The 22,179-nt window shown below is 71.5% G+C and carries 23 protein-coding genes and 1 riboswitch; of the genes, 10 read left to right on the forward strand and 13 right to left on the reverse strand.

Translation table 11 applies throughout. The features are described from left to right. Positions 1-359: 359 nt before the first annotated feature. The 5 genes from GHR20_RS14245 to GHR20_RS14265 form a co-directional block, all read right to left on the reverse strand. Positions 360-980 carry an RNA polymerase sigma factor gene (locus GHR20_RS14245; protein WP_153813384.1) on the reverse strand — a complete coding sequence of 207 codons (621 nt, stop codon included), beginning with the start codon at positions 978-980 and terminating at the stop codon, positions 360-362. A gap of 187 nt (positions 981-1,167) precedes the next feature. Continuing rightward, complete coding sequence (locus GHR20_RS14250) at positions 1,168-1,596, reverse strand: hypothetical protein (RefSeq protein ID WP_241670906.1); 429 nt, start codon at positions 1,594-1,596, stop codon at positions 1,168-1,170. 118 nt (positions 1,597-1,714) lie between these two features. Beyond that, a complete protein-coding gene (locus GHR20_RS14255; RefSeq protein ID WP_153813385.1) occupies positions 1,715-2,281 on the reverse strand; it encodes a hypothetical protein in 567 nt (188 codons plus the stop codon). A gap of 91 nt (positions 2,282-2,372) precedes the next feature. Further along, entirely contained in the window at positions 2,373-3,092 is a 720-nt protein-coding gene (locus GHR20_RS14260) for a DUF4328 domain-containing protein (protein ID WP_153813386.1), read from the reverse strand. 139 nt (positions 3,093-3,231) lie between these two features. After that, complete coding sequence (locus GHR20_RS14265) at positions 3,232-4,821, reverse strand: glycoside hydrolase family 20 protein (protein ID WP_243878349.1); 1,590 nt, start codon at positions 4,819-4,821, stop codon at positions 3,232-3,234. Positions 4,822-5,014: 193 nt separating this feature from the next. Here GHR20_RS14265 and GHR20_RS14270 point away from each other — a divergent pair, with 193 nt between their 5' ends. From GHR20_RS14270 to GHR20_RS14300, 7 genes are all read left to right on the forward strand, one after another. Continuing rightward, a complete protein-coding gene (locus GHR20_RS14270; protein WP_153813388.1) occupies positions 5,015-5,563 on the forward strand; it encodes a 2-oxo-4-hydroxy-4-carboxy-5-ureidoimidazoline decarboxylase in 549 nt (182 codons plus the stop codon). Positions 5,564-5,754: 191 nt separating this feature from the next. Further along, entirely contained in the window at positions 5,755-6,135 is a 381-nt protein-coding gene (sdhC, locus tag GHR20_RS14275) for a succinate dehydrogenase, cytochrome b556 subunit (protein WP_145483083.1), read from the forward strand. Positions 6,136-6,140: 5 nt separating this feature from the next. Then, positions 6,141-6,623: a succinate dehydrogenase hydrophobic membrane anchor subunit gene (locus GHR20_RS14280; protein ID WP_037656035.1), complete on the forward strand. Its 483-nt coding sequence runs from the start codon at positions 6,141-6,143 to the stop codon at positions 6,621-6,623. Positions 6,624-6,642: 19 nt separating this feature from the next. Continuing rightward, entirely contained in the window at positions 6,643-8,397 is a 1,755-nt protein-coding gene (gene sdhA, locus GHR20_RS14285; RefSeq protein ID WP_111586700.1) for a succinate dehydrogenase flavoprotein subunit, read from the forward strand. Next, positions 8,397-9,176, forward strand: coding sequence for a succinate dehydrogenase iron-sulfur subunit (locus GHR20_RS14290; protein WP_111586701.1), 780 nt, complete (start codon positions 8,397-8,399; stop codon positions 9,174-9,176). Before sdhA ends, GHR20_RS14290 begins: the two co-directional genes overlap by 1 nt. Positions 9,177-9,389: 213 nt before the next feature. Beyond that, on the forward strand, positions 9,390-9,800 hold the full coding sequence (locus GHR20_RS14295) for a VOC family protein (protein WP_111586702.1): 411 nt from the start codon (positions 9,390-9,392) through the stop codon (positions 9,798-9,800). Positions 9,801-9,837: 37 nt separating this feature from the next. Next, positions 9,838-10,590 (forward strand): TetR family transcriptional regulator, encoded by a 753-nt coding sequence (locus GHR20_RS14300; RefSeq protein WP_153813389.1) that lies wholly within the window; start codon positions 9,838-9,840, stop codon positions 10,588-10,590. A 48-nt stretch (positions 10,591-10,638) separates the two neighbouring features. Here the strand turns inward: GHR20_RS14300 and GHR20_RS14305 are convergent, their stop codons facing one another. Next, positions 10,639-12,183 carry an ABC transporter substrate-binding protein gene (locus tag GHR20_RS14305; RefSeq protein ID WP_153813390.1) on the reverse strand — a complete coding sequence of 515 codons (1,545 nt, stop codon included), beginning with the start codon at positions 12,181-12,183 and terminating at the stop codon, positions 10,639-10,641. 227 nt (positions 12,184-12,410) lie between these two features. Beyond that, positions 12,411-12,659, reverse strand: coding sequence for a hypothetical protein (locus GHR20_RS14310; RefSeq protein WP_111586740.1), 249 nt, complete (start codon positions 12,657-12,659; stop codon positions 12,411-12,413). Positions 12,660-12,738: 79 nt separating this feature from the next. Here GHR20_RS14310 and GHR20_RS14315 point away from each other — a divergent pair, with 79 nt between their 5' ends. Continuing rightward, positions 12,739-13,956 carry a D-alanyl-D-alanine carboxypeptidase gene (locus GHR20_RS14315; protein ID WP_243878023.1) on the forward strand — a complete coding sequence of 406 codons (1,218 nt, stop codon included), beginning with the start codon at positions 12,739-12,741 and terminating at the stop codon, positions 13,954-13,956. On the opposite strand, the gene GHR20_RS14320 is transcribed toward GHR20_RS14315, so the two are convergent. Next, on the reverse strand, positions 13,904-14,815 hold the full coding sequence (locus GHR20_RS14320; RefSeq protein ID WP_111586706.1) for a YihY/virulence factor BrkB family protein: 912 nt from the start codon (positions 14,813-14,815) through the stop codon (positions 13,904-13,906). The genes GHR20_RS14315 and GHR20_RS14320 overlap by 53 nt on opposite strands. A gap of 160 nt (positions 14,816-14,975) precedes the next feature. Between GHR20_RS14320 and GHR20_RS14325 the strand changes: the two genes are divergently transcribed. Next, positions 14,976-15,731 (forward strand): SDR family NAD(P)-dependent oxidoreductase, encoded by a 756-nt coding sequence (locus GHR20_RS14325; RefSeq protein WP_148026713.1) that lies wholly within the window; start codon positions 14,976-14,978, stop codon positions 15,729-15,731. Positions 15,732-15,762: 31 nt separating this feature from the next. Here GHR20_RS14325 and GHR20_RS14330 read toward each other — a convergent pair whose 3' ends face one another. The 5 genes from GHR20_RS14330 to GHR20_RS14350 all read right to left on the reverse strand — a co-directional run bounded on the left by GHR20_RS14330 (position 15,763) and on the right by GHR20_RS14350 (position 20,986). Next, entirely contained in the window at positions 15,763-16,347 is a 585-nt protein-coding gene (locus tag GHR20_RS14330) for a 2'-5' RNA ligase family protein (protein ID WP_153813392.1), read from the reverse strand. Positions 16,348-16,573: 226 nt separating this feature from the next. Beyond that, positions 16,574-17,599, reverse strand: coding sequence for a tryptophan--tRNA ligase (gene trpS, locus GHR20_RS14335; RefSeq protein WP_194858882.1), 1,026 nt, complete (start codon positions 17,597-17,599; stop codon positions 16,574-16,576). A 155-nt stretch (positions 17,600-17,754) separates the two neighbouring features. Continuing rightward, positions 17,755-19,203 (reverse strand): glycine hydroxymethyltransferase, encoded by a 1,449-nt coding sequence (locus tag GHR20_RS14340; RefSeq protein WP_148026603.1) that lies wholly within the window; start codon positions 19,201-19,203, stop codon positions 17,755-17,757. Between the two features lie 33 nt (positions 19,204-19,236). After that, positions 19,237-19,325, reverse strand: a riboswitch (ZMP/ZTP riboswitch). A 94-nt stretch (positions 19,326-19,419) separates the two neighbouring features. Beyond that, a complete protein-coding gene (locus GHR20_RS14345; RefSeq protein WP_111586710.1) occupies positions 19,420-20,604 on the reverse strand; it encodes a glutathionylspermidine synthase family protein in 1,185 nt (394 codons plus the stop codon). 13 nt (positions 20,605-20,617) lie between these two features. Continuing rightward, a complete protein-coding gene (locus tag GHR20_RS14350) occupies positions 20,618-20,986 on the reverse strand; it encodes a hypothetical protein (protein ID WP_153813393.1) in 369 nt (122 codons plus the stop codon). Positions 20,987-21,114: 128 nt separating this feature from the next. On the opposite strand from GHR20_RS14350, the gene GHR20_RS14355 reads away from it, so the two are divergent. Beyond that, complete coding sequence (locus GHR20_RS14355) at positions 21,115-21,963, forward strand: DMT family transporter (protein ID WP_153815980.1); 849 nt, start codon at positions 21,115-21,117, stop codon at positions 21,961-21,963. Positions 21,964-22,179: the final 216 nt, after the last annotated feature.

Here is a 22,179-nt window from a genome sequence, read left to right on the forward strand (position 1 = left end):
GTACCGCTCGTAGAGCGAGCCGGCGCCCGGGTTGTATGACCAACGTGTAACCAACAGCGGCCAGAAACAGGCAGAAACACCTGGCCAACGACTGGATCAGTCAATAGGCGAGGGCACTAGCCCAGACGTCAAAATGCCTGCTCAGAGCTTTGCTGCGTTTCCGACGGACCAGGGGTGGCGGCCCCGGCCGTTGCCCTAGGCGGCCCACGGATCGGCTCGCCCCGCCTTCTTGGCTCACTTCTTACGGTCACCTCGATGTGAACCCGTGCCGCTTTCGCCCGACTTGTCCGCACTTTGGGTCGCGCGGTAAGCCGCGGGGTGCCGGTCGTCGCCGAGGCGGGCTTCGGTGGTGGAGGTGGTCACTCCGGTTCTCCCGGTGTGCCGGGGGCCTCGGTCGTCGGGCGCCGGGCCGGTGCCAGGACGCGGGCGAGGCGTTCGAGGCCGCGGTGTGTGGCGGTGCGGACCGCGCCGGGGCGCTTGCCGAGGACGCGCGCGGCGGTGGGGCCGTCGAGGCCGACGATCACCCGCAGCAGCACCGCCTCCGCCTGGTCCGGGGGCAGGGAGCGCACCAGTGCGAGGGCGCGCGCGGTGGAAAGCGACTCCAGGGCCTGCTCAGGGGTGCTGTGCGGGGCCGCCCGGTCCAGCGCGTCCTGGTCGAGCGCGGTGGTCCGGGGCCGGGTGCGGAGGCGGCGCAGATGGTCCAGGGCCCGGTGCCGGGCGATGACCGCGGTCCAGCCGCGGAAGGCCGCCCCGTCGCCGCTGAACCGCCCGAGGTCCCGCGCTATCTCCAGCCAGGCATCGGCGGCCACGTCCTCCGCCTCCTCGCCGACCAGAGCGCGCAGATAGCCGAGCAGACCGGGCTGCACGATCCGGTAGGCGACCGCGAAGGCGCTCTCGTCGCCGTCCTGGGCCCGCGCGACGGCCGCGCCCAGCTCACCGTCCCGCGGCCGCCGGCCGCGGGGCTGCCCTCCCTGGCCCAAGACCGTCCCCGTCGTGCCGAGTTCATGGCCGCCGGCGCGTCCGCACGGTGCGACACGCTCCGGCCGTGTCTTTCGCCCTCCACGCTCCTCAGCGTCCGCCCGCACAGAAGTGTCACAGCGAACGCCCCGGCGGACGCGTCCCGGCGAACGGCCCGTCAGGTACCGGCGGACGACGACCGCCGCGCCCTCAGCCGTCCGCCGTCGCGTCCCGGCACAGCAGCCGCAGCGAGCCATGGCCCAGGAAGGAGCGCCGGGCCTCCTCCATCGGGTCCCAGAGCCGGCCGTCGGGGGTGCGCACCCAGTGCTCGCCGCCGGTCGCCCACCACTCGGCACCGGTGCGGCGGACGACCACCTCGCCCGCGTACGCGCCGAAGCCGCGCAGCACGCGGGCGACCGCCTCCATGGGCGCCCCCTCGCGCCGTATCTCCTCGATCAGGCGGTCCACCCGCCGCAGGCTGCGCGCCGAGTAGTCGAGCCGCACCCGGGCGCCCTCGCGCATGGTCGCGACCGCGTCCGCCGCCCAGCGCACGGGCTTCGCGGCGGCACGGGGCCTGGTCTCCCGCGCGGCCGTCCCGTCCGGGGCGGTCGCGGCGGCGGTCGTCGTATGAGCCCTCACCTGGGCTGTCACATGGGCGTTCACATAAGGAAGAGCGAGTGGGGCGGAGCTTTCGTCACCCTCTGAGGAAGCGTTTCGCCAACCGTCGCAGGACCGCCCCACCGCCACCGCACGACCGTCACACCCCGCTCTCCGCGCTGCCCCGCGCCCGCCGCGAGACCACCGCGCGCAGCACCCGGCGCCCCTCGCCCGACACGTCGAGCGCGCGGCGCAGGCCCTGCTTGCCGTGGCCTTCGAGGAGTTCGAGCACGGTGAGCTGGCGGCGCAGCTCGGCGGCGACGAGCGGCCCCGGCTCCTCGGTCCCGACGAGGTCCGGGGCGCCCTCGGCGGCGGGGTCGAGCAGCCGGTGGACGCGCAGGGAGACCTCGGAACAGGACTCGGCCCAGGGCCGTACCGCCTCGGCGGTGCGCCCGGCCGGGGCGGTGTCCAGCATGTGGGCGACGAGCCGCGCGGCCTCCGCGTGCGCGTCCCCGCCCGTCTCCTCCCCCTCGCCGAGACCGAGCAGCGCGCCCCGCGCCTTCTCCAGGGGAGCGTCCCAGTCCGACCCGTCGGCCAGGCTCCCCCACAGCGGGCGCAGCAGTTCCTCGTCGCCGCCGAGCAGGGGCAGGCACCGATCCAAACAGGCCAACCCACTGGCCGCGAGCCCCCGTTCGTCGGCCCGCGCGATCCGTTCCTCAAGGCTCATGAAGCCTCCCTGGTCTGGGCGCCGACCGGCACGGAGCCCGCACTTCCCCTTACTGCGTGCAACCGTGCGGAAGTGTCACAGCGGTCGAGTTTCAGCCAAAGACGGGCATGGCGGCGGGGCCCGCGAGAATCCTGGCCCGCTGCATCCGGGTCAGGTGTACGACGACCAGCACGGCGAGGATCGCGGCCGCGGCGTCCACCGCGTCGGAGAACAGCATCTGCCGGGCGGCATCGGCGAGTTCATCGGGGGCGTGGGCGTCGTCGTACTGCCGGCCGGCGAACCTGCCCAGGAGCAGGCTCAGCACCCACAGCGTCCACCAGGCGTTGACCGGGGTGGCCCGCACCCGGGCGCCCGGCGGGACGCTCGCCCGCCAGACGTCCACCACGACCCGGCGCGGCAGCCACAGGTTCCCGATCGGCACGAACCAGCCCCCGATGGCCCAGCCGCGCTTCATGCGGTGCCCCTGCGGCGCGAACACCTCGGCGTTCGTCCGCACCCGCCACAGCCAGCACAGGTAGACGGCGACGGTGGCCACCAGGGTGATCCCCTGCGCGACGCTCGCCGCGTTGTAGAACGTGTCGGCATGGTGGGCCCGGTCGATCATGCCCCGGCCGATGCCGCCGCCGATCATGTCCTGGGCGGCGTTCACCTCCATCTGGTCCGCGAGGCAGGCGAACAGGTCGGCGGCGGCGACCAGCCCCAGCAGGACGGCCGCGGCCAGGCCGAGCCCGGCGGGCGAGCGCGGCAGGTGGCCGTACGAAGGCGCCAGGGGCGGCGCGGGCTGGGGCGGGACGGGCATGGGCGTGGCCATGGTGTGGATTCCCCCGGGGTGCGAAACGGCGACCGGCGGGCCGCGCACGACATGCACGCACCCGCCGGGAATATGAACACTGGAAGATACGTCCGAAGATCACTCCGCGTCCACAGGGTTCACACAGTCCCGCCGGGGATCAGCCCAGCCGGTCCGCCAGGGCCGTGAAGTCCGTCCAGGACAGCGCGGGCGTGCCCGGGTCCCACAGCTTCTGGACGGTGGCCCGCAGCGGCATCCGGATGCCGGCCGCGACCTGGTCCGGCGTCTGCGCGTCCGGGAGGTCGCCCCACACGGCGAAGGAACCGCCGAGGATCTGGCCGTCGTACCGCGCCGGGACGGCGGCGGTGCCGCGCACCACCCGCGGGTTCCACTGCTCGTAGATCCGCCGGCCGGTCGGATAGACGAAGGTCTGCGGCTGGCCGAGCACGTAGTAGAGGAACTCGTCGTTGTAGTTGACGAGCTTGCGGCCCGCGCTCAGGTACTCCTCCGGCTGCCGGGCGCCGATCTCCTTGCCGGTCCAGTACGCGACCTGGAGATCGCCGGCGGGCGGCACGGCGGTGGAGCTGCGGTAGAAGCCGTCGTTCCAGGCGCGCAGGGTCCTGCCGTGGGCGCGGACGGTGGCGGCGCGGTCGTTCAGCCACCGGGTGGTGAGGTCGGCGACGTTGCCGTTCGCGCCGAACTTCTGCCGGGCGGCCGCGGCCAGCTGCGGATAGGCGGTCCGGGGGTCGCTCGCCATCAGCGCCTGGTACTCGTCGCCGCCGAGGTTCCACCGGCCGCCGGTGAACAGCCCCGCGTACTCGTTCAGCAGGTCGTCGACCAGCTTGGCCGAGCCGGGCTTGGAGATGTCGATGGCGCCCTTGGTCACCACGCCGTTGCCGTTGCGCAGCTTGAGGTCGGGGTGGGCGGCGAGGACCGCGCCCAGGTGTCCGGGCGAGTCGATCTCCGGTACGACGGTGATGTGCCGGCTGTCCGCCAGCGCCACGATCCGCTTGACCTGCGCCTTGGTGAGGTGGTCCGGGGAGACGATCTCCGGGTGGGTGCCGGACTCGATCCGGAACGCCTGGTCGTCGGAGAAGTGCAGCCCCAGCTCGTTGTACTTCAGATCCCCCAGCTCCCGTATCCGGTCCTCTATCCAGGACTCGGAGTACGGCTTGCGCGCGATGTCCAGCATGAAGCCGCGCACCGGCTTGGCCGGCTCGTCGCGTACGACGCCCTCCGGGGCCGTACCGCCCCCGTGCACCTCCTGCTTCAGGGTCCGGGTGCCGTAGAAGACCCCCGCCTGCCCCGGCCCCTCGATCTCGACCCGGCCGCCCCGGACGGTCATGGTGTACGACTCCTGGCCGCCGCCCCCGCCGCCCCCGCCGCCCAGGGACAGCCGCAGATCGCCCGTCCGGGTGTCGTTCCTCCGGCCCGCGTAGCTCATCCCCAGCTCGCCGGCTATCAGCCTGCCCTCGTCGGCGAGGCCCGCGTCGGCGATCACCACGCGGTCGCCGGGCCGCGGGCGCCAGCCGGGCCCGCGCGCCGGGGTGTGGGAGCGGACCGCCGGGATCGTCCGCGGCGCCGTGGACATCGGATACGACCGGGTGGGCGAGGGACTCGTCTCGGCGACGGCCGCCTGCCCGGCGGAGCCCTGGTCACCGCCGCCCGACGAGACCCACACCCCGATCCCCGTCCCGAGGGCGACGGCCCCGGCCACCGCGGCGGCCGCCGTCGTCCGCTTCCGCTTCACCTGTCGCGCCGACGCCCGGCGCCTGTGCTGGGTCACTCGCCCAACGTAAGGCCCTCCGCCGCTCGAACGGTCACCCGAGCGTTCGCAAACTCTCCCGTCCGGGTGAAATCCAGGCATCACGCGGACACAGAGTTACCACTCTCGATAACCTGACGACACACCTTTCACAGCACACCCCTGCCACACACGATCTGTGACGCGAGGACCCACGCTGCCCTCCCACCGCCTCCCACAGCTGCCCCGGCCCCTCGACGCCTTCAACGCGGCGTCCGCCACCGAGGCCCGGGCCCTCCTCCTGCACTGCCTGCACAGCCCGCGCTGGTCCCACCGCGTGGCGGCCCACCGCCCCTACCCCGACCTGGACGCCCTCCTGGCCGCGGCGGACGAGGCGGCGTACGACCTGCCGCCGGCGGACATCGCGGAGGCGCTGTCCCACGAGGCCCTGCCGGCACTGCCGGAGAACACGTACTCCGCGGCACTCGTGGCTCTCGACGCCGCCCACGCGGCCTACGAATCCAAATTCGGACATGTGTTCGTCATTTCGCTGGACGGCGTCCCGCCGCCCGAGAGCGCCGACTACGTCCTGGAAGCCATCCAGTCACGATCGGCGAACGATCCCGACGACGAACGCGAGATGGTCGCGGACGAACTCCGCCGCCTCGCAAGGGGCCGATTGGGCACGTATCTGAGGGGCGCGGGGTGCTGCGCGACCAGCCCGAACACCCCCGCACCCGGCAGATAAGGGGCAGAACCACCCCGGCAGCCGCCCCGGCTAGCCCAACCGCGTGCCAGTTTGATCACACAGGTAGGCCCCCCGTAAGCCTCGCCCCGCCACACCGATACCATGCTGGGGGCCGGTGGACCGTACCCGGCCGGGCCCGACCGACAGTGAAGCCGGCGCGGCCCTAGTCCCCGCTCCCGGAGGGTTCTTCCGTGCCGGCTGGAACGCTGTACCGCGGCCGGGAAGGAATGTGGTCCTGGGTGGCTCATCGAGTCACCGGCGTCCTCATCTTCTTCTTCCTGTTCGTTCACGTGCTGGACACCGCTCTCGTGCGTGTCTCCCCCGAGGCTTACGACAAGGTCGTGGCCACGTACAAGACGCCGATCGTCGCGTTGCTGGAGTACGGCCTCGTCGCCGCAATCCTCTTCCACGCGCTCAACGGTCTGCGCGTCATCGCCGTCGACTTCTGGTCGAAGGGCCCGCGCTACCAGAAGCAGATGTTCTGGACCGTGATGGGTGTCTGGATCGTGCTCATGCTCGGCGCGATCTACCCCGTGCTCGGCCACGCCGCTCGTGTTCTGTTCGGGAGCTGACGCCGATGTCTACCACTGAGACCACCGCCTCCGGGGTCGGCCCCGTCGAGGGTGCCGCCGTCTACAACGTGGACAACCCGGCCCCGCTGATCGAGGCTCCGCGCAAGCGGACCAAGAAGACCCCGAAGTCCACCCGCGGCAACTTCGAGCTGGCGGCGTGGCTGTTCATGCGCCTGTCCGGCATCGTGCTGGTCGTCCTCGTCATCGGCCACCTGGTCATCCAGCTGGTCCTGGACGGCGGCGTCTCCAAGGTCGGCTTCGCCTTCGTCGCCGGCCGCTGGGCCTCCCCCTGGTGGCAGATCTGGGACCTGGCCATGCTGTGGCTCGCGATGCTGCACGGCGCCAACGGCCTGCGCACGGTCATCAACGACTACGCCGAGCGGGCCGCGTCCCGCATGTGGCTGAAGGCCCTGCTGTACACCGCCACGGTGTGGACCATCCTGCTGGGCACGCTGGTGATCTTCACCTTCGACCCGAACATCCGCTAGGCACGGGGCTGCGAGAATCATGAAGATCCACAAGTACGACACCGTCATCGTCGGCGCCGGTGGCGCGGGCATGCGTGCCGCCATCGAGGCGACGAAGCGCAGCCGCACCGCGGTCCTGACCAAGCTCTACCCCACCCGCTCCCACACGGGCGCCGCGCAGGGCGGTATGGCCGCCGCGCTCGCCAACGTGGAGGAGGACAACTGGGAGTGGCACACCTTCGACACGATCAAGGGCGGCGACTACCTGGTCGACCAGGACGCCGCCGAGATCCTGGCGAAGGAGGCCATCGACGCGGTCCTCGACCTGGAGAAGATGGGCCTGCCGTTCAACCGGACGCCCAAGGGTGAGATCGACCAGCGCCGCTTCGGCGGTCACTCCCGCAACCACGGCGAGGCCCCGGTCCGCCGTGCCTGCTACGCGGCCGACCGCACCGGCCACATGATCCTTCAGACGCTGTACCAGAACTGCGTCAAGGAGGGCGTGGAGTTCTTCAACGAGTTCTACGTCCTGGACCAGCTGATCACCGAGGTCGACGGCGTCCGGAAGTCCGCCGGTGTCGTGGCCTACGAGCTGGCGACCGGCGAGATCCACGTCTTCCAGGCGAAGTCGGTCATCTACGCGTCCGGCGGCACCGGCAAGTTCTTCCGGGTGACCTCCAACGCGCACACCCTGACCGGTGACGGCCAGGCCGCCTGCTACCGCCGGGGCCTGCCGCTGGAGGACATGGAGTTCTTCCAGTTCCACCCGACCGGCATCTGGCGCATGGGCATCCTGCTCACCGAGGGTGCCCGCGGTGAGGGCGGCATCCTGCGCAACAAGGACGGCGAGCGCTTCATGGAGAAGTACGCTCCCGTCATGAAGGACCTGGCGTCCCGTGACGTCGTGTCCCGCTCCATCTACACGGAGATCCGCGAGGGCCGCGGCTGCGGTCCCGAGGGCGACCACGTGTACCTGGACCTCACCCACCTGCCGCCGGAGCAGCTGGACGCCAAGCTCCCGGACATCACCGAGTTCGCGCGCACCTACCTCGGTATCGAGCCGTACACGGACCCGATCCCGATCCAGCCGACCGCGCACTACGCGATGGGCGGCATCCCGACCAACGTCGAGGGTGAGGTCCTGGCGGACAACACCACCGTCGTGCCGGGTCTGTACGCGGCCGGCGAGGTCGCCTGCGTGTCGGTGCACGGCGCCAACCGCCTGGGCACCAACTCGCTGCTCGACATCAACGTCTTCGGGCGCCGCGCGGGCATCGCCGCCGCCGAGTACTCCCACACGGCCGACTTCGTCGAGCTGCCGGAGAACCCGGAGTCCCTGGTCGTCGAGCAGATCGAGCGGCTGCGCAACTCCACCGGCAACGAGCGGGTGGCCACGCTGCGCCGCGAGCTCCAGGAGACCATGGACGCCAACGTCATGGTGTTCCGCACCGAGCAGACGATCAAGACGGCGGTCGAGAAGATCGCCGAGCTGCGCGAGCGCTACAAGAACGTGTCCATCCAGGACAAGGGCAAGCGGTTCAACACGGACCTCCTGGAGGCCATCGAGCTGGGCAACCTGCTCGACCTGGCCGAGGTCATGGCCACGTCGGCCCTGGCCCGCAAGGAGTCCCGCGGCGGTCACTACCGCGAGGACTACCCGAACCGCGACGACGTCAACTTCATGCGCCACACCATGGCGTACCGCGAGGTGGGCGACGACGGCGCCGAGTCCATCCGTCTCGACTACAAGCCGGTCGTCCAGACCCGCTACCAGCCGATGGAGCGTAAGTACTGATGGCTACCCCTGTTCTGGACAAGGCGGACGCGGCCGGCCAGCCCGAGCCCGGCTTCGCCGACTCCCCCTACATCACGGTCACCTTCCGGATCCGCCGGTTCAACCCGGAGGTCTCGGCGGAGGCCGTCTGGGAAGACTTCCAGCTGGAGATCGACCCGAAGGAGCGTGTCCTCGACGGTCTCCACAAGATCAAGTGGGACGTCGACGGCACCCTCACGTTCCGCCGCTCCTGCGCGCACGGCATCTGCGGCTCGGACGCCATGCGGATCAACGGCAAGAACCGCCTTGCCTGCAAGACGCTGATCAAGGACATCAACCCCGAGAAGCCGATCACGGTCGAGCCCATCAAGGGCCTGACGGTCCTCAAGGACCTGGTCGTGGACATGGAGCCGTTCTTCCAGGCGTACCGGGACGTCATGCCGTTCCTGATCACCAAGGAGACGAACGAGCCGACGCGCGAGCGTCTGCAGTCCGCGGAGGACCGGGCGCGCTTCGACGACACCACCAAGTGCATCCTGTGCGCCGCGTGCACGTCGTCCTGCCCGGTGTTCTGGAACGACGGCCAGTACTTCGGCCCGGCCGCGATCGTCAACGCCCACCGCTTCATCTTCGACTCGCGTGACGAGGCCGGGGAGCAGCGTCTCGAGGTGCTGAACGACCGTGACGGCGTGTGGCGCTGCCGTACGACCTTCAACTGCACCGACGCGTGCCCGCGTGGCATCGAGGTCACCAAGGCGATCCAGGAAGTCAAGCGGGCGCTGATCACCCGCCGCTACTGACGCGACGCCTGGCGCGACACGAGGGCCGTTCCCCCGTTCGGGGGAACGGCCCTCGTCTTTGGGCGGCACCACCGGACGACGGTGCCGGCGTTCGGTCCGGAGACGTTCCCGGCGGTCATGGGGCAGGCCGACCACGCCCGCTCGCCGAGCAGCGGGTGAGCCGACGGCCCGGTCATCACGGAATACCGGGGGACGGCGCTCTAATCTGACGACATGTCAGGCGAAGAGTCGTACGAACTGCTCGGGTTCGACAACGTACTGCTCCCCGTCGGGGACCTCGCGGAGGCCGTCGGGTTCTACGAGCGGGCCGGGTTCGGGGTGGGGTTCCGGTTCGACGAGGCCGGGATCGCGCTGCTCACGGCGGGGAAGGAGACGCCGGGAATCCTGCTGCGGGTGGAGGAGGCGCTGGGCCATCGCAGTCCGCCGTGGCCCTCGCCGCGGCTGTGGCTGGAGGTGCCGGACGCGCGGGTGGCGGCGCGGCGGCTCGCGGCCGTGGGCATCGAGCCGGTGGACGAGGTGTTCCAGACGGCGACCGGCTGGACGGTGGAGATCGCCGACCCCTGGGGCAATGTGCTCGGGCTGACGGACTACACCCGGCGCCCGGAGTTGGGCCGCACAGGCTGAGCCGGGCGCCCGTACGGCACTCGTTAGGCTTCGTGGCGTGCCCGTGAAGAACGACGGTCCCGAGGCGGCCGGTACCCCCAGCAGCAAGTCCGAGCAGACCCGTGCGCTGATCCTGGAGACGGCCATGCGGCTGTTCCGGGAGCGGGGGTACGACAAGACCACCATGCGGGCGATCGCCCAGGAGGCGGGCGTCTCCGTCGGCAACGCGTACTACTACTTCGAGGGCAAGGAACACCTGATCCAGGGTTTCTACGACCGGATCGCGGCCGAGCACCGGCAGGCGGTCCGGGGCATCCTGGAGCGGGAGACGGACCTGGAGGCCCGGCTCGCGGGCGTCCTCACCGCCTGGCTGGACATCGCGCGGCCGTACCACGAGTTCGCGGTGCAGTTCTTCAAGAACGCCGCCGACCCGGACAGCCCGCTGAGCCCCTTCTCCCAGGAGAGCGAGCACGCGCGCGAACAGGCGATCCAGGTGCACCGGGAGGTGCTGACCGGCTCCAAAGCCAAGGTACCGGCCGAACTCCGGGACGTGCTGCCGGAGTTGATGTGGCTGGCCCAGATGGGCCTCATCATGTACTGGATCTTCGACCGCACCGAGCACCGCGAACGCAGCTACCGCCTGGCCCGCCGGGGCGCCCGCCTCACCTCCCGCGGTGTCACCCTCTCCCGGTTCCGCGTCCTGCGCCCGCTGGTCCTGGAGGTCCACGAACTGTTCACGGACTTCCTGCCGGGGATGACGAGGCTGCTGCCGACCCCGAGCCCGGCCCCGGGCACGGAGAGCCGGGACTGAACGGCGCGGGGCCGCCCCCTTCGGGGGACGGCCCGCGACGCGCCGGGGTCAGATCCAGTCCAGCCGCCACAGGCGGTACACGCCCGTGCCGTCCATCAGGTACTGGCCGCCGCCCACGTCCTCCGTGGTGACCGTGTACTCCTTGCGCTGCCACAGCGGGATCAGGGGGACGTCCTGGGCGATGGTGGACTGGATCTGCTGGAAGTCGGAGGCGGCCCGGCTCCGGTCGGCGAACTGCTGGCTGTTGCGGATGAGCTGGTCGACCGTCTTGTTGCTGTAGCCGGTGGCCATGGTGGAGCCGGTGCCGACCAGCGGCTGGCCGAAGGTGTCGGCGTCGGGGTAGTCCGCGACCCAGCCGACGGCCCAGGCGTCGAGCTTGCCCGCGGCCATCCGCTCCTGGAAGTCGGTCCACTCGTAGCCCTTGACGTCGACCTTGAACAGGCCGCCCGCCTCCAGCTGCTTCTTCAGCGCCGCGGCCTCCACCTCGCCGGGGCCCTGGCCCTTGCCGTAGGCGAAGGTGAAGTGGACCGGCAGGCTCACCCCGGCCTGGGTGAGCAGGGCGCGCGCCTTCTTCGCGCTCTGCGTCGGGTAGGCGTCGAAGAACGACGTGGTGTGGCCGGTGATGCCGGTCGGGATCAGCGAGTACAGCGGGTCGACCGTGCCCTGGTAGACCGTGGCCGCCAGCTGCTCCTGGTCGACCAGCCAGGCGACCGCCTGCCGCACCCGCACGTCGTGCAGCGGGGAGCCGGCCCGGGTGTTGAGGTACAGGTTGCGGGTCTCGGAGGAGTCGGACTCGGTCACCCGCTCCTTGGGGTCGCTCGGGTTCAGCCCGGCGAGCACGTCCGGCGGCAGCGTGCGCGAGGCCACGTCGACGTCCTTCGCCTTCCACGCCGCGTTCAGCTTCGCGGAGTCGCTGTAGTAACGCAGCTCGACCGGGCGGCCGGTGGAGCCGAGGTAGCCCTTGTACGTCGGGTTCGGCGCGAGCCGGGCCTGCTCGTCCTTGGTGTACGAGGTGAGCCGGTAGGGACCGGTGCCGTCGACCGCGGAGTCCTTGCGCAGCGACTTCGCCGGGTAGGTGTCCCGGTCCACGATCGCGCCCGCGCCGGTGGCGACCTTCAGCGGGAAGGTGGCGTCCGGCTCCGAGAGGTGGAAGGTGACGGTGCGCGGGTCGTCGGCGGTCACCGAGGAGAGGTCGGCGAGCAGCGAGGAGGGGCCGACGTCGGAGTTGATCCGCTTGACCCGGTCGAAGGAGAACTTCACGTCCTCGGCCGTCATCGCCCGCCCGCTGGGGAAGGTGATCCCCGTGCGCAGGGTGCACCGGTAGGTCTTGGTGTCGCTGCCGACGAAGGCGCAGCTCTTGGCCGCGTCCGGCACCGGCTGCACACCGTCCGGCTCGAAGGTCATCAGCGTCTGGAACACATTGCTGAACAGGGCCCAGGACCCCGCGTCATACGCGCCGGCCGGGTCGAGCGAGGTGACCGCGTCCGTGGTTCCGACCGTGATGGTCTTGTTCTTGTTCTCCTGTGACGGCAGCAGTTTCCAGCCGCCGATGCCCACGATCGCCAGCACGAGCAATGTCACGACAATCCGCATGCGAACAGATCGCACGGTGGTGCCCTCCCCAGACCCTTGTGAGGTCCTACCCCTGGTCAGCACAAATCCCGCCACTCCCCTGAGTGACGCGGCTCACCCAATCACACGTGTTTCGGCGTGGGAAGGGCTTTCTGACCAGTTGTGGAAGAACTTGCCCAAGACGTTGTCTCCGCCGGGAGTTCGCCGTGCCTTCACAGCGTCTCCACAGGTGGCGGGGGAGATTCCGGTCACATGGGCGACGGTTCCCGGCGCAGGGCCCGCAGGCCGCGCAACCCGATGACCCCGATGACCGTCCCCAATACGAAGGAGACGATCGCCAGCACCAGGTGCACCCAGAAGTAGGCGGTCGGCCGGCCGTCGTGGAAGGCAAGACCACTGCCGTCCTTGACCAGGTTCTTTACGAAAGTGACCCAGATGAACCAGCTCCACACCCCGAAGGCGAGCAGGAACCAGGAGACCGGGCGGCTGAGTTTCATACCTCCAGTATCCGGGGTGCGCTTTCGTGACAGGGGCTGGGGCCGGTCCGCCCGATCCGCCACGGGTACGTTCCCGGTCGTGCCCGCTCCCCCGAACACCGCCCGGCGCTCCCTGCTGACCGGCGCCGCGACGCTGCTGTCCCTCGCCGTCACCGCGCCCGCCGCCCTCGCCGCCCCGGCCGCCGGCACGGCCCCGGCCGCCACACCCCCGGCTCATATGTCGACGCTCGGCGGTGCCCGGCTCGGCGAGCCCGGCACCCAGGTGAACCTCGCGCCCGGTGTCCCGGTGCTGCCCAAGGAGCTGACCGCGCGCTCCTGGATCGTCTCCGACGCCCAGAGCGGCGAGGTGCTGGCCGCGCACAACGCGCACTGGGCGCTGCCCCCGGCGTCCACGATGAAGATGCTGTTCGCGGACACCCTGCTGCCCCGCTTCCCGCGCACGACGGCGCACAAGGTGGCCGCGGCGGACCTCGCCGGGATGGGCGAGGGCTCCAGCGTGGTCGGCATAAAGCCGGGCAGGACCTACAGCGTGCGCGACCTGTGGCTCGGGGTGTTCCTGCGCTCGGGCAACGACGCGGTGCACGTGCTGTCCGCGATGAACGGCGGTGTCGCCCAGACCGTCCAGGACATGCAGCGGCACGCGGACGAACTCCAGGCCCTGGACACCCATGTGGTCTCCCCCGACGGCTACGACGCGCCGCACCAGGTGTCCTCGGCGTACGACCTCACCCTGATCGCCCGCTCCGGGCTCCAGAAGAAGGACTTCCGGGACTACTGCTCCACGGTGAGCGCCGACTTCGACGGCCGGGAGATCCGCAACACCGACCGGCTGCTCAGCGGCGACACCGATGTGCCGGTCTACCAGGGCATCGCGGGCGTGAAGAACGGCAACACCACGCACGCGGGCGCCACCTTCACCGGGGTCGCCCAGCGCGGCAGGCAGGTGCTGCTCGTCACCGTGATGAACCCGCGGAAGCAGGAGCACAACGAGGTCTACAAGGAGACGGCGAAGCTGTTCGACTGGGGCTTCCAGGCAGCCGGCAAGGTCAGGAAGGTGGGCGACCTGGTGGGGCCGAGGAGTGCCGCCGGTACGGCGCCGAGCGGCTCGCCGGGGGCGTCGGCGCCCGCCGGGCAGGCGGGCTCCAGGCCGGTGGCGGCCGGGACCGGCGGTTCCCGCGGGATCGGCACCGCGTTCGCCGTCGCGGGCGGGCTGCTGGTGCTGCTGGCGGGCGGGGTGTTCCTGGTCAACCGCCGGTGGCCGCTGCCGGACCTGATGCGCCGTCGGTCACGGCCGTGACCTTCGCCGTCGCGCTCGGGGTGGCCGTCCAGGCGGCGCAGAACAGGACCAGTTTCGCGGTGAAGTTGATCCACAGCAGCAGCGCCACGGGAACCCCGAACGCGCCGTACATGCTCTTCGCGGCGACCCCCTGGATATAGCCGCTGAGCAGCAGTTTCAGCAGTTCGAAGCCGACCGCGCCGAGCAGTGCCGCGATCACCAGGCGGCGGCGCGTCGGCTCCACCCCGGGCAGCAGGGTCAGCACGTAGAGCAGGACGAGGAAGTCGGCGAGCACGGCGACGGCGAAGGCGGCGACGCGCAGCAGCGCGATGCCCCAGCCGTGCTGGCCGAGCCCCAGCTGGTCGGAGATCCGGCCGACGGCCGCCGAGGCGAGCGTGGACGCGGCGAGGGTGACGAGCAGGGCGCCGCCGAAGCCGATCAGGATCCCGGCGTCCTTCGCCTTGGCGACCAGCGGGTTCTGCTCCTGGTCCGCCAACTCCCAGACCGCGCGCAGGCAGTCCCGCACCTGGCCGACCCAGCCGACGCCGGTGAACAGCAGCAGGGCACCCGCGATGACACCGACGGTGCCCGCGTTGTGGACCAGCGTGGTGATGTCCAACTGCTGGGAGACGACCCCCGGGAACTGCTCGGCGACCTTGTGCTCGACATTGCGCTGCTGGGCCGGGCTGAGCGTGGCGGCGGTGATCGCGGCGGCCACGGTGAGCAGCGGGAACAGCGCCAGGAAACTGACGAACGTCATCGCCGCCGCCAGCCGGGACCACTTGACCCGGTCGAGCCGCTCGTACGCCCGCCATACGTGGGTGGCCGTCAGCCAGGTCACCAGCGGCCCGATGACGGGCAGTCTCTTGAGCCAGTCCATGATCCGTCCCTGCCCTGTGTGCGACGTCCCATGTCCGGGTACCCGCAACGGTTTGCGCACCGAAGCCCGTCCATCACACCTTCGAGTGATCTTCGACCCCACAAGGTGACGTTCGGGGACGAAGAGCGCACTTGCGGACGATACGGTCACGGGCATGCCTGTGAAGGACGCTCTCGCCCTGCCCCAGTCCCTGCTCGTCCTCGGCGGCACCTCCGAGATCGGGCTCGCCACCGCCCGCCGGCTGATCGCCCGCGGCGCCCGCACCGTATGGCTGGCCGGCCGCCCCTCCCCCGCGCTGGAGCAGGCCGCGAGGAGCCTGCGCGCGCTGGGCGCGGACACCCGCACGGTCGACTTCGACGCCCTCGACCCCGCCTCCCACGAGAGCGCGCTCGGCAAGGTCTTCGCCGAGGACGCCATCGACCTGGTGCTGCTCGCCTTCGGCGTCCTCGGCGACCAGGCCCACGACGAGCGGGCCCCGCTGCGCGCCGTGCACGTCGCCCAGACCAACTACACCGGGGCGGTCTCCGCCGCTCTGGTCGCCGCGAGCGGCCTCCAGGCCCAGGGCCACGGCTCGTTCGTCTTCCTGTCCGCCACCGCCGCCGAACGCGCCCGCCGCGTCGACTTCATCTACGGCTCCAGCAAGGCGGGCCTGGACACCTTCGCCCAGGGCCTCGGCGACGCGCTGTACGGCACAGGGGTGCGGGTGATGGTCGTACGCCCCGGGTTCGTGCGGACGCGGGCGACGGCGCACCGGCCCCGCGAGCCGTTCGCCACCACCCCGCAGGCGGTCGCCACCGCGATCGAACTGGGCCTGCGCCGGGGCGCGGAGACGGTGTGGGTGCCGGGGGTGCTGCGGCTGGTGACGGCCGCGCTGCGGCACGTCCCGCGCGCGCTGTTCCGCAGGCTGCCCCTCTAGGGCCGCCCTCGCGGAAGCGGGGCCCGAGGCCCTAGCGGCTGGCGATGGTCCCGCGGCCGATGCCGGCGGGGCCCGCCTGGGGAGGTACGACGGAGCCGCCGAAGGTGTACTCGCGCAGCTTGCGCCACACCCCGTCCGCGCCCTGCTCGTACAGCGCGAACCCGGTGCACGGCCATTCGGCCTCGAAGCCGGCCAGCTCGGCGAAGGCGCGGTCCATCGCCGCGTCCTCGATGCCGTGGGCCACGGTGACATGCGGGTGGTACGGGAACTGGAGCTCGCGGGCGCAGGGCCCGGCGCTCTCGCGGACCCGCTGCTGGAGCCGGGCGCAGTCCTCGGCGCCGCGCACGACCCGGATGTAGACCACCGGGGAGACGGGCCGGAAGGTGCCGGTGCCGTGCAGCCGCATCGGGAAGGGGCGGCCGGCGGCGGCCACCTCGCGCAGGTGGGCCCGCACGGCGGGCAGCGTGGCGCGCTCCACCTCGGTCGGCGGCAGCAGCGTGACATGGGTGGGGATGCCATGGGCCGCGGCGTCGCCGAAGCCAGCGCGCCGCTCCTGGAGCAGGCTGCCGTGAGGCTCCGGAACCGCGATCGACACGCCGATCGTTACGGTCCCCACGTCGTCTCCTGTCGTCGCGTCCGTCGTCTACTCGGCCGACTCGTACGGGCCTTCGGCTTCGACTGTACGGCCATGGGTGTCCCGTGGGCAGGCGCAACGGAAGTGATGTGCAGCGCTCTGCCCACAGGGACGTGCGAACGGTCGTGCGCCCTCGCGCCGGTTCCGTGCCTCCCGGCGCGGGCCGTGCCGTTCGGTGCCCCGGTCGGTGGACCGGCCGGGGCTTCGGTCAGTGCTTCGCCGGGAGGAAGCCGACGCGGTCGTACGCCTGCGCGAGGGTCTCGGCGGCGACGGCGCGGGCCTTCTCGGCACCCTTGGCGAGGATCGCGTCGAGGGTCTCGGCGTCGTCCAGGTACTGCTGGGTGCGCTCCCGGAACGGCGTCACGAACTCGACCATGACCTCGGCGAGGTCGGTCTTGAGCGCGCCGTACATCTTGCCCTCGTACTCCCGCTCCAGGTCGGCGATCGAGGTGCCGGTGAGGACGGAGTAGATGGTGAGCAGGTTGGAGACGCCCGGCTTGGCCTGCGCGTCGTAGCGGATGACGGTGTCGGTGTCGGTGACCGCGCTCTTGACCTTCTTGGCGGTGGTCTTCGGCTCGTCCAGGAGGTTGATCAGGCCCTTCGGCGTGGACGCCGACTTGCTCATCTTGATCGACGGGTCCTGGAGGTCGTAGATCTTCGCCGTCTCCTTGAGGATGTACGGCGCCGGGATCGTGAACGTCTGCCCGAAGCGGCCGTTGAAACGCTCGGCCAGGTCCCGGGTCAGCTCGATGTGCTGGCGCTGGTCCTCGCCCACCGGCACCTGGTTGGCCTGGTACAGCAGGATGTCCGCGACCTGGAGGATCGGGTACGTGAACAGGCCGACCGAGGCGCGCTCGGCGCCCTGCTTGGCGGACTTGTCCTTGAACTGGGTCATGCGGCTGGCCTCGCCGAAGCCGGTGAGGCAGTTCATCACCCAGGCCAGCTCGGCGTGCTCGGGCACATGGCTCTGCACGAACAGGGTGCAGCGCTCCGGGTCCAGTCCGGCGGCGAGGAGCTGGGCGGCGGCCAGGCGGGTGTTGGCCCGCAGCTCCTTGGGGTCCTGGGGCACGGTGATCGCGTGCAGGTCGACGACCATGTAGAAGGCGTCGTGGGTCTCCTGGAGGGATACCCACTGGCGGACGGCGCCGAGGTAGTTGCCGAGGTGGAACGAGCCGGCGGTGGGCTGGATACCGGAGAGCACGCGGGGCTTTTCAGCGGGGGCCATGCCGCCCATTCTCTCATCGGCCGAGGGTGGGATCGGCCCGGGAGGCGGGGGCGGTGCGGGAACGTCCCGGGAGGCGGGGGGCGGGGACGCCGGGGACTGCGGACCGCTGGTGACCGGTCGCGCAGTTCCCCGCGCCCCCGGGGCATGGCCCCCGACGGCGTCGATCAGCCCAGGTCGACTTCCGGGTAGAGCGGGAAGCCCGCGACCAGGTCGGTGGCGCGCTGGGCGATCTCCTCGGAGACCTTCTCGTCCAGGACGTGGGACGCCTTGCTCGGGGCGCCGGACTTGGTGGTGCCCGGTTCGGTGGCCGCGAGGACGCGGTCGATCAGTCCGGCCACCTCGTCCATCTCCGCCGTGCCCAGGCCGCGGGTGGTCAGGGCGGGCGTGCCGATGCGGATGCCGGAGGTGTACCAGGCGCCGTTGGGGTCGGCCGGGATGGCGTTGCGGTTGGTGACGATGCCGGAGTCGAGGAGGGCGGCCTCGGCCTGGCGGCCGGTGAGGCCGTAGGAGCCGGCGACGTCGATCAGGTTGAGGTGGTTGTCGGTGCCCCCGGTGACGAGGGTCGCGCCCCGCCGCGTCAGGCCCTCGGCCAGCGCCCGGGCGTTGTCCACGATGCGCTGCGCGTAGTCCTGGAACGCGGGCTGCCGGGCCTCGGCCAGGGCGACCGCCTTGGCGGCCATGACGTGCGGCAGCGGGCCGCCGAGGACCATCGGGCAGCCGCGGTCGACCTGGTCCTTGAGGGAGTCGTCGCACAGCACCATGCCGCCGCGCGGGCCGCGCAGCGACTTGTGGGTGGTGGTGGTGACGATCTGGGCGTGCGGGACCGGGTCGAAGTCGCCGGTGAGGACCTTGCCCGCGACGAGACCGGCGAAGTGGGCCATGTCGACCATGAGGGTCGCGCCGACCTCGTCGGCGATCTCGCGCATGATCCGGAAGTTCACCAGCCGGGGGTACGCCGAGTAGCCCGCCACGATGATCAGCGGCTTGAACTCGCGGGCCTGGGCGCGCAGCGCCTCGTAGTCGATGAGGCCGGTCGCGGGGTCGGTGCCGTAGGAGCGCTGGTCGAACATCTTGCCGGAGATGTTCGGGCGGAAGCCGTGGGTGAGGTGGCCGCCGGCGTCCAGGGACATGCCGAGCATCCGCTGGTTGCCGAACGCCTGGCGCAGCTCGGCCCAGTCCGCGTCGGAGAGGTCGTTGACCTGGCGGGCGCCGGTCTTCGCCAGGAAGGGGACCTCGACCCGGTCGGCGAGTACGGCCCAGAAGGCGACGAGGTTGGCGTCGATGCCGGAGTGCGGCTGGACGTAGGCGTGCCGGGCGCCGAAGAGCTCGCGGGCGTGCTCGGCGGCCAGGGACTCCACGGTGTCCACGTTGCGGCAGCCGGCGTAGAAGCGGCGGCCGACGGTGCCCTCGGCGTACTTGTCGCTGAACCAGTTGCCCATCGCGAGGAGGGTCGCCGGGGAGGCGTAGTTCTCGGAGGCGATCAGCTTGAGCATCGCGCGCTGGTCGGTGACCTCCTGGCCGATGGCGTCGGCGACCCGGGGCTCCACGGCGCGGATCACGTCGAGGGCGGCGCGGAAGGCGGTGGACTCGGTGGACAGGGGCTGCTCTGGCATGGGGACCTCCGGACGGGGTGCGTTTCGGCGTTCACGTTCGGCCCAGGCGCACGGCACTGTTTCCAGCAAGGCCGCTCCCCGATGGTCCGTCCCATCCCAGCGCGCCAGTCACGGCCCGTGGCTCAGCGTACCGGCCCGCCCGGAGGGCGGAGATCCGGCGTCCACCATGCGGGCGAGAGCGCGGACGGCCCGCTCAGTGGATGCGGACGGCTCCGTTCAGAGGATGACGTGCGGCAGGAAGCGCGCGTACCCGTCGGTGACGGGGCCCGACGACTCGCGGATGCCGAGGCCCGCGGGCTCGCCGTCGATGACCCAGGCGCCGAGGACGACGTGGTTGCCGTCGAAGGCGGGCAGCGGCGCGAGCCCCTGGTAGCAGCAGGGCTCGGGGCGGACGGCGGGCGGGCCGCCCGGCGGGTGCAGGGTGACGCCCTCGCCCTCGCGGCCCAGCAGGGGCTTGGCGGCGTAGCCGGTGGTGGCGGCGAGCTCGCGGGGGCCGTCGAGGTAGGAGGGCAGGAGGCTGGGGTGGCCGGGGTAGAGCTCCCACAGGACGGCCAGCAGGGCCTTGTTGCTCAGGAGCATCTTCCAGGCGGGCTCGATCCACAGGGTGCTGCCGGTGCCGCCGCCGTTGTCCAGGGTGTCCAGGACATGGCCGCCGAAGGCGTCGGTGGTGAGCCATTCCCAGGGGTAGAGCTTGAAGAGGGCGCGGATGAACCGCAGCCGGTTGTCCACGAACCGGCCGGAGAGGGTGTCCCAGCCGATCTCCTCCATGGCGAGCCAGTCGGTCTCCAGGCCCGCCTGCTCCGCGGTCTCCTTCAGATAGGCGACCGTCATCAGGTCCTCGCCCAGCTCGTCGGCGGCGGAGTGCGCGAAGTGCAGCGGGCTGCCGGGCGGGAGCAGCGCGGACTGCCTGCGCCAGGACTCCACCAGGCGTTCGTGCAGCGAGTTCCACTGGTCCGCGCCGGGGAAGCGGTCCTCCATCCAGAACCACTGCGGGGAGGCGGCCTCCACCAGGGAGGTGGGGGTGTCCGCGTTGTACTCCAGCAGCTTGGCGGGGCCGGTGCCGTCGTAGCGCAGGTCGAACCGGCCGTAGAAGGAGGGGAGTTCGGCGCGGCGGTGCCAGGACTCGGTGACCGCGGCGGCGACGGCGGGGTCGGTGATGCCGAGGTCGGCGAGGCGGCCCCGCTCCACGAGGTGGCCGGCCGCCGCCAGGCACATGGCGTGCAGTTCGGCGACCGTCTCCTCCAGCGCCTCGACCTCGGGCAGCGAGAAGACGTAGTACGCGCTCTCGTCCCAGTAGGGGCGCAGGCTCCCGTCGGGATGGCGGGTGAGCGGGTAGATCAGGCCCTGTTCCTCGACGGTGCGCTGCCAGTCCGGGCGGGGGGTGATGGTACGGCGTTCCATACGGCGGTCCCGGTCAGCCGCCGGAGCTGCGCGAGCCGCCGCCGAAGCCGCCGCGGTGCACCCCGCCGGAGCCGGAGCCGTAGTGCGTCGAGGAGTGGTGGGTGGAGTGGCCCGAGCTGTGGCGGGGCTTGGTGAAGGAACCGCCGCTCACCCAGGAGCCCTTCTTCTTGCCGCCGTAGTACCAGGCGCCGTTGACCGCCGACTTGACCGCCTTGCAGTTCTTGTCGGAGACGACCTTGTAGCCCTTGGCGTACGTGTAGCTGCTCTGGTCCACGCAGCGCTTGTCCGGCTGGGACGAGCAGGCGGTGAGCGCGGCGGCCAGCAGGCCGACGCCGCCGAGGACCACCGCGCCGGAGCGCAGCCGTCGCCTGGTTTCGGCCATGTTCGTGTCTCCCCCGTGTGCGATGTGCGGTGCGGCAAGCCTAGAGACCGGTATGAGAACCGGCCAAGGGGGGTGAGCATGACAGGACGGTGGCGGGCCTCCTTTAGAGTCCCTTTGTGCTCTTTGGAATGGTGTGCGCCCTAGGCGCGGCGGTCTGTTTTGGTACCGCGACGGTGTTGCAGGCGGTGGCGGCGCGGCAGGCCGGTCCCGGTGGTGGCGGTGAGGCGGCGCTGCTGCTGCGGGCGTTGCGGCAGTGGCGGTACATCGCCGGGCTCGGGCTGGACGGGCTGGGGTTCCTGTTCCAGATCGTGGCGCTGCGCTCGCTGCCGATCTACGCGGTCGGCGCCGCCCTCGCGGCCAGCCTCGCGGTGACGGCGGTGGTCGCGGCGCGGCTGCTGGACGTGCGGCTGCGCGGTGTGGAGTGGGGCGCGGTGGGCGTGGTGTGCGCCGGGCTCGCGATGCTGGGCCTGGCCTCCGGCCCGGAGGGCGGCAAGGACGGGTCGGACACCCTGCGGTGGGTGATGCTCGCGGTGGCGCTCGGGCTGCTGCTGCTCGGGCTCGCGGGCGGGCGGCTGTCCGGTCCGGCGCGGGGGCTGGTGCTCGGGCTCGGCGCCGGGTGCGGGTTCGGGGTGGTCGAGGTGACGGTCCGGCTGATCGACAGCCTCGCGCCCACCGCGCTGCTCACCAACCCCGCGACGTACGCCCTGCTGATCGGTGGCGGTGCCGCGTTCATCCTGCTGACCTCGGCCCTCCAGCGCGGCTCGGTCACGACGGCGACGGCCGGGATGGTGCTCGGCGAGACGCTCGGCCCCGCCGCGATCGGCGTCGTCTGGCTCGGCGACCGCACCCGCGAGGGCATGGCCTGGCTGGCCGTCCTCGGCTTCGCGGTGGCGGTGGCCGGCGCCCTGGCCCTGGCCCGCTTCGGCGAGGCCCCGGAGGCGGAACCGGCGGAGCGGCCGTCACAGACCGCGCGGTAGGCCGCGGGCGAGCGCCCGGCCGGCGGGGGCGCCCGCTGAACAGGTCCCGGAAAAGCGGCGGACCGGCTGCGCCCCCCGCAGCGCAACCGGTCCGCGGACCATCCTGCGCCAACCGCCCGCCCGTGACCAGGAACCTCATTTTCCGGAACTGGATTTTCAGGAACGTAGACTTCCGATATTTTCCGGGCCGCCGGTGTGGCGGCCCGCGCCGAGAGG

This window comes from Streptomyces sp. SUK 48 (assembly GCF_009650765.1).
Classification (GTDB): Bacteria; Actinomycetota; Actinomycetes; order Streptomycetales; family Streptomycetaceae; genus Streptomyces.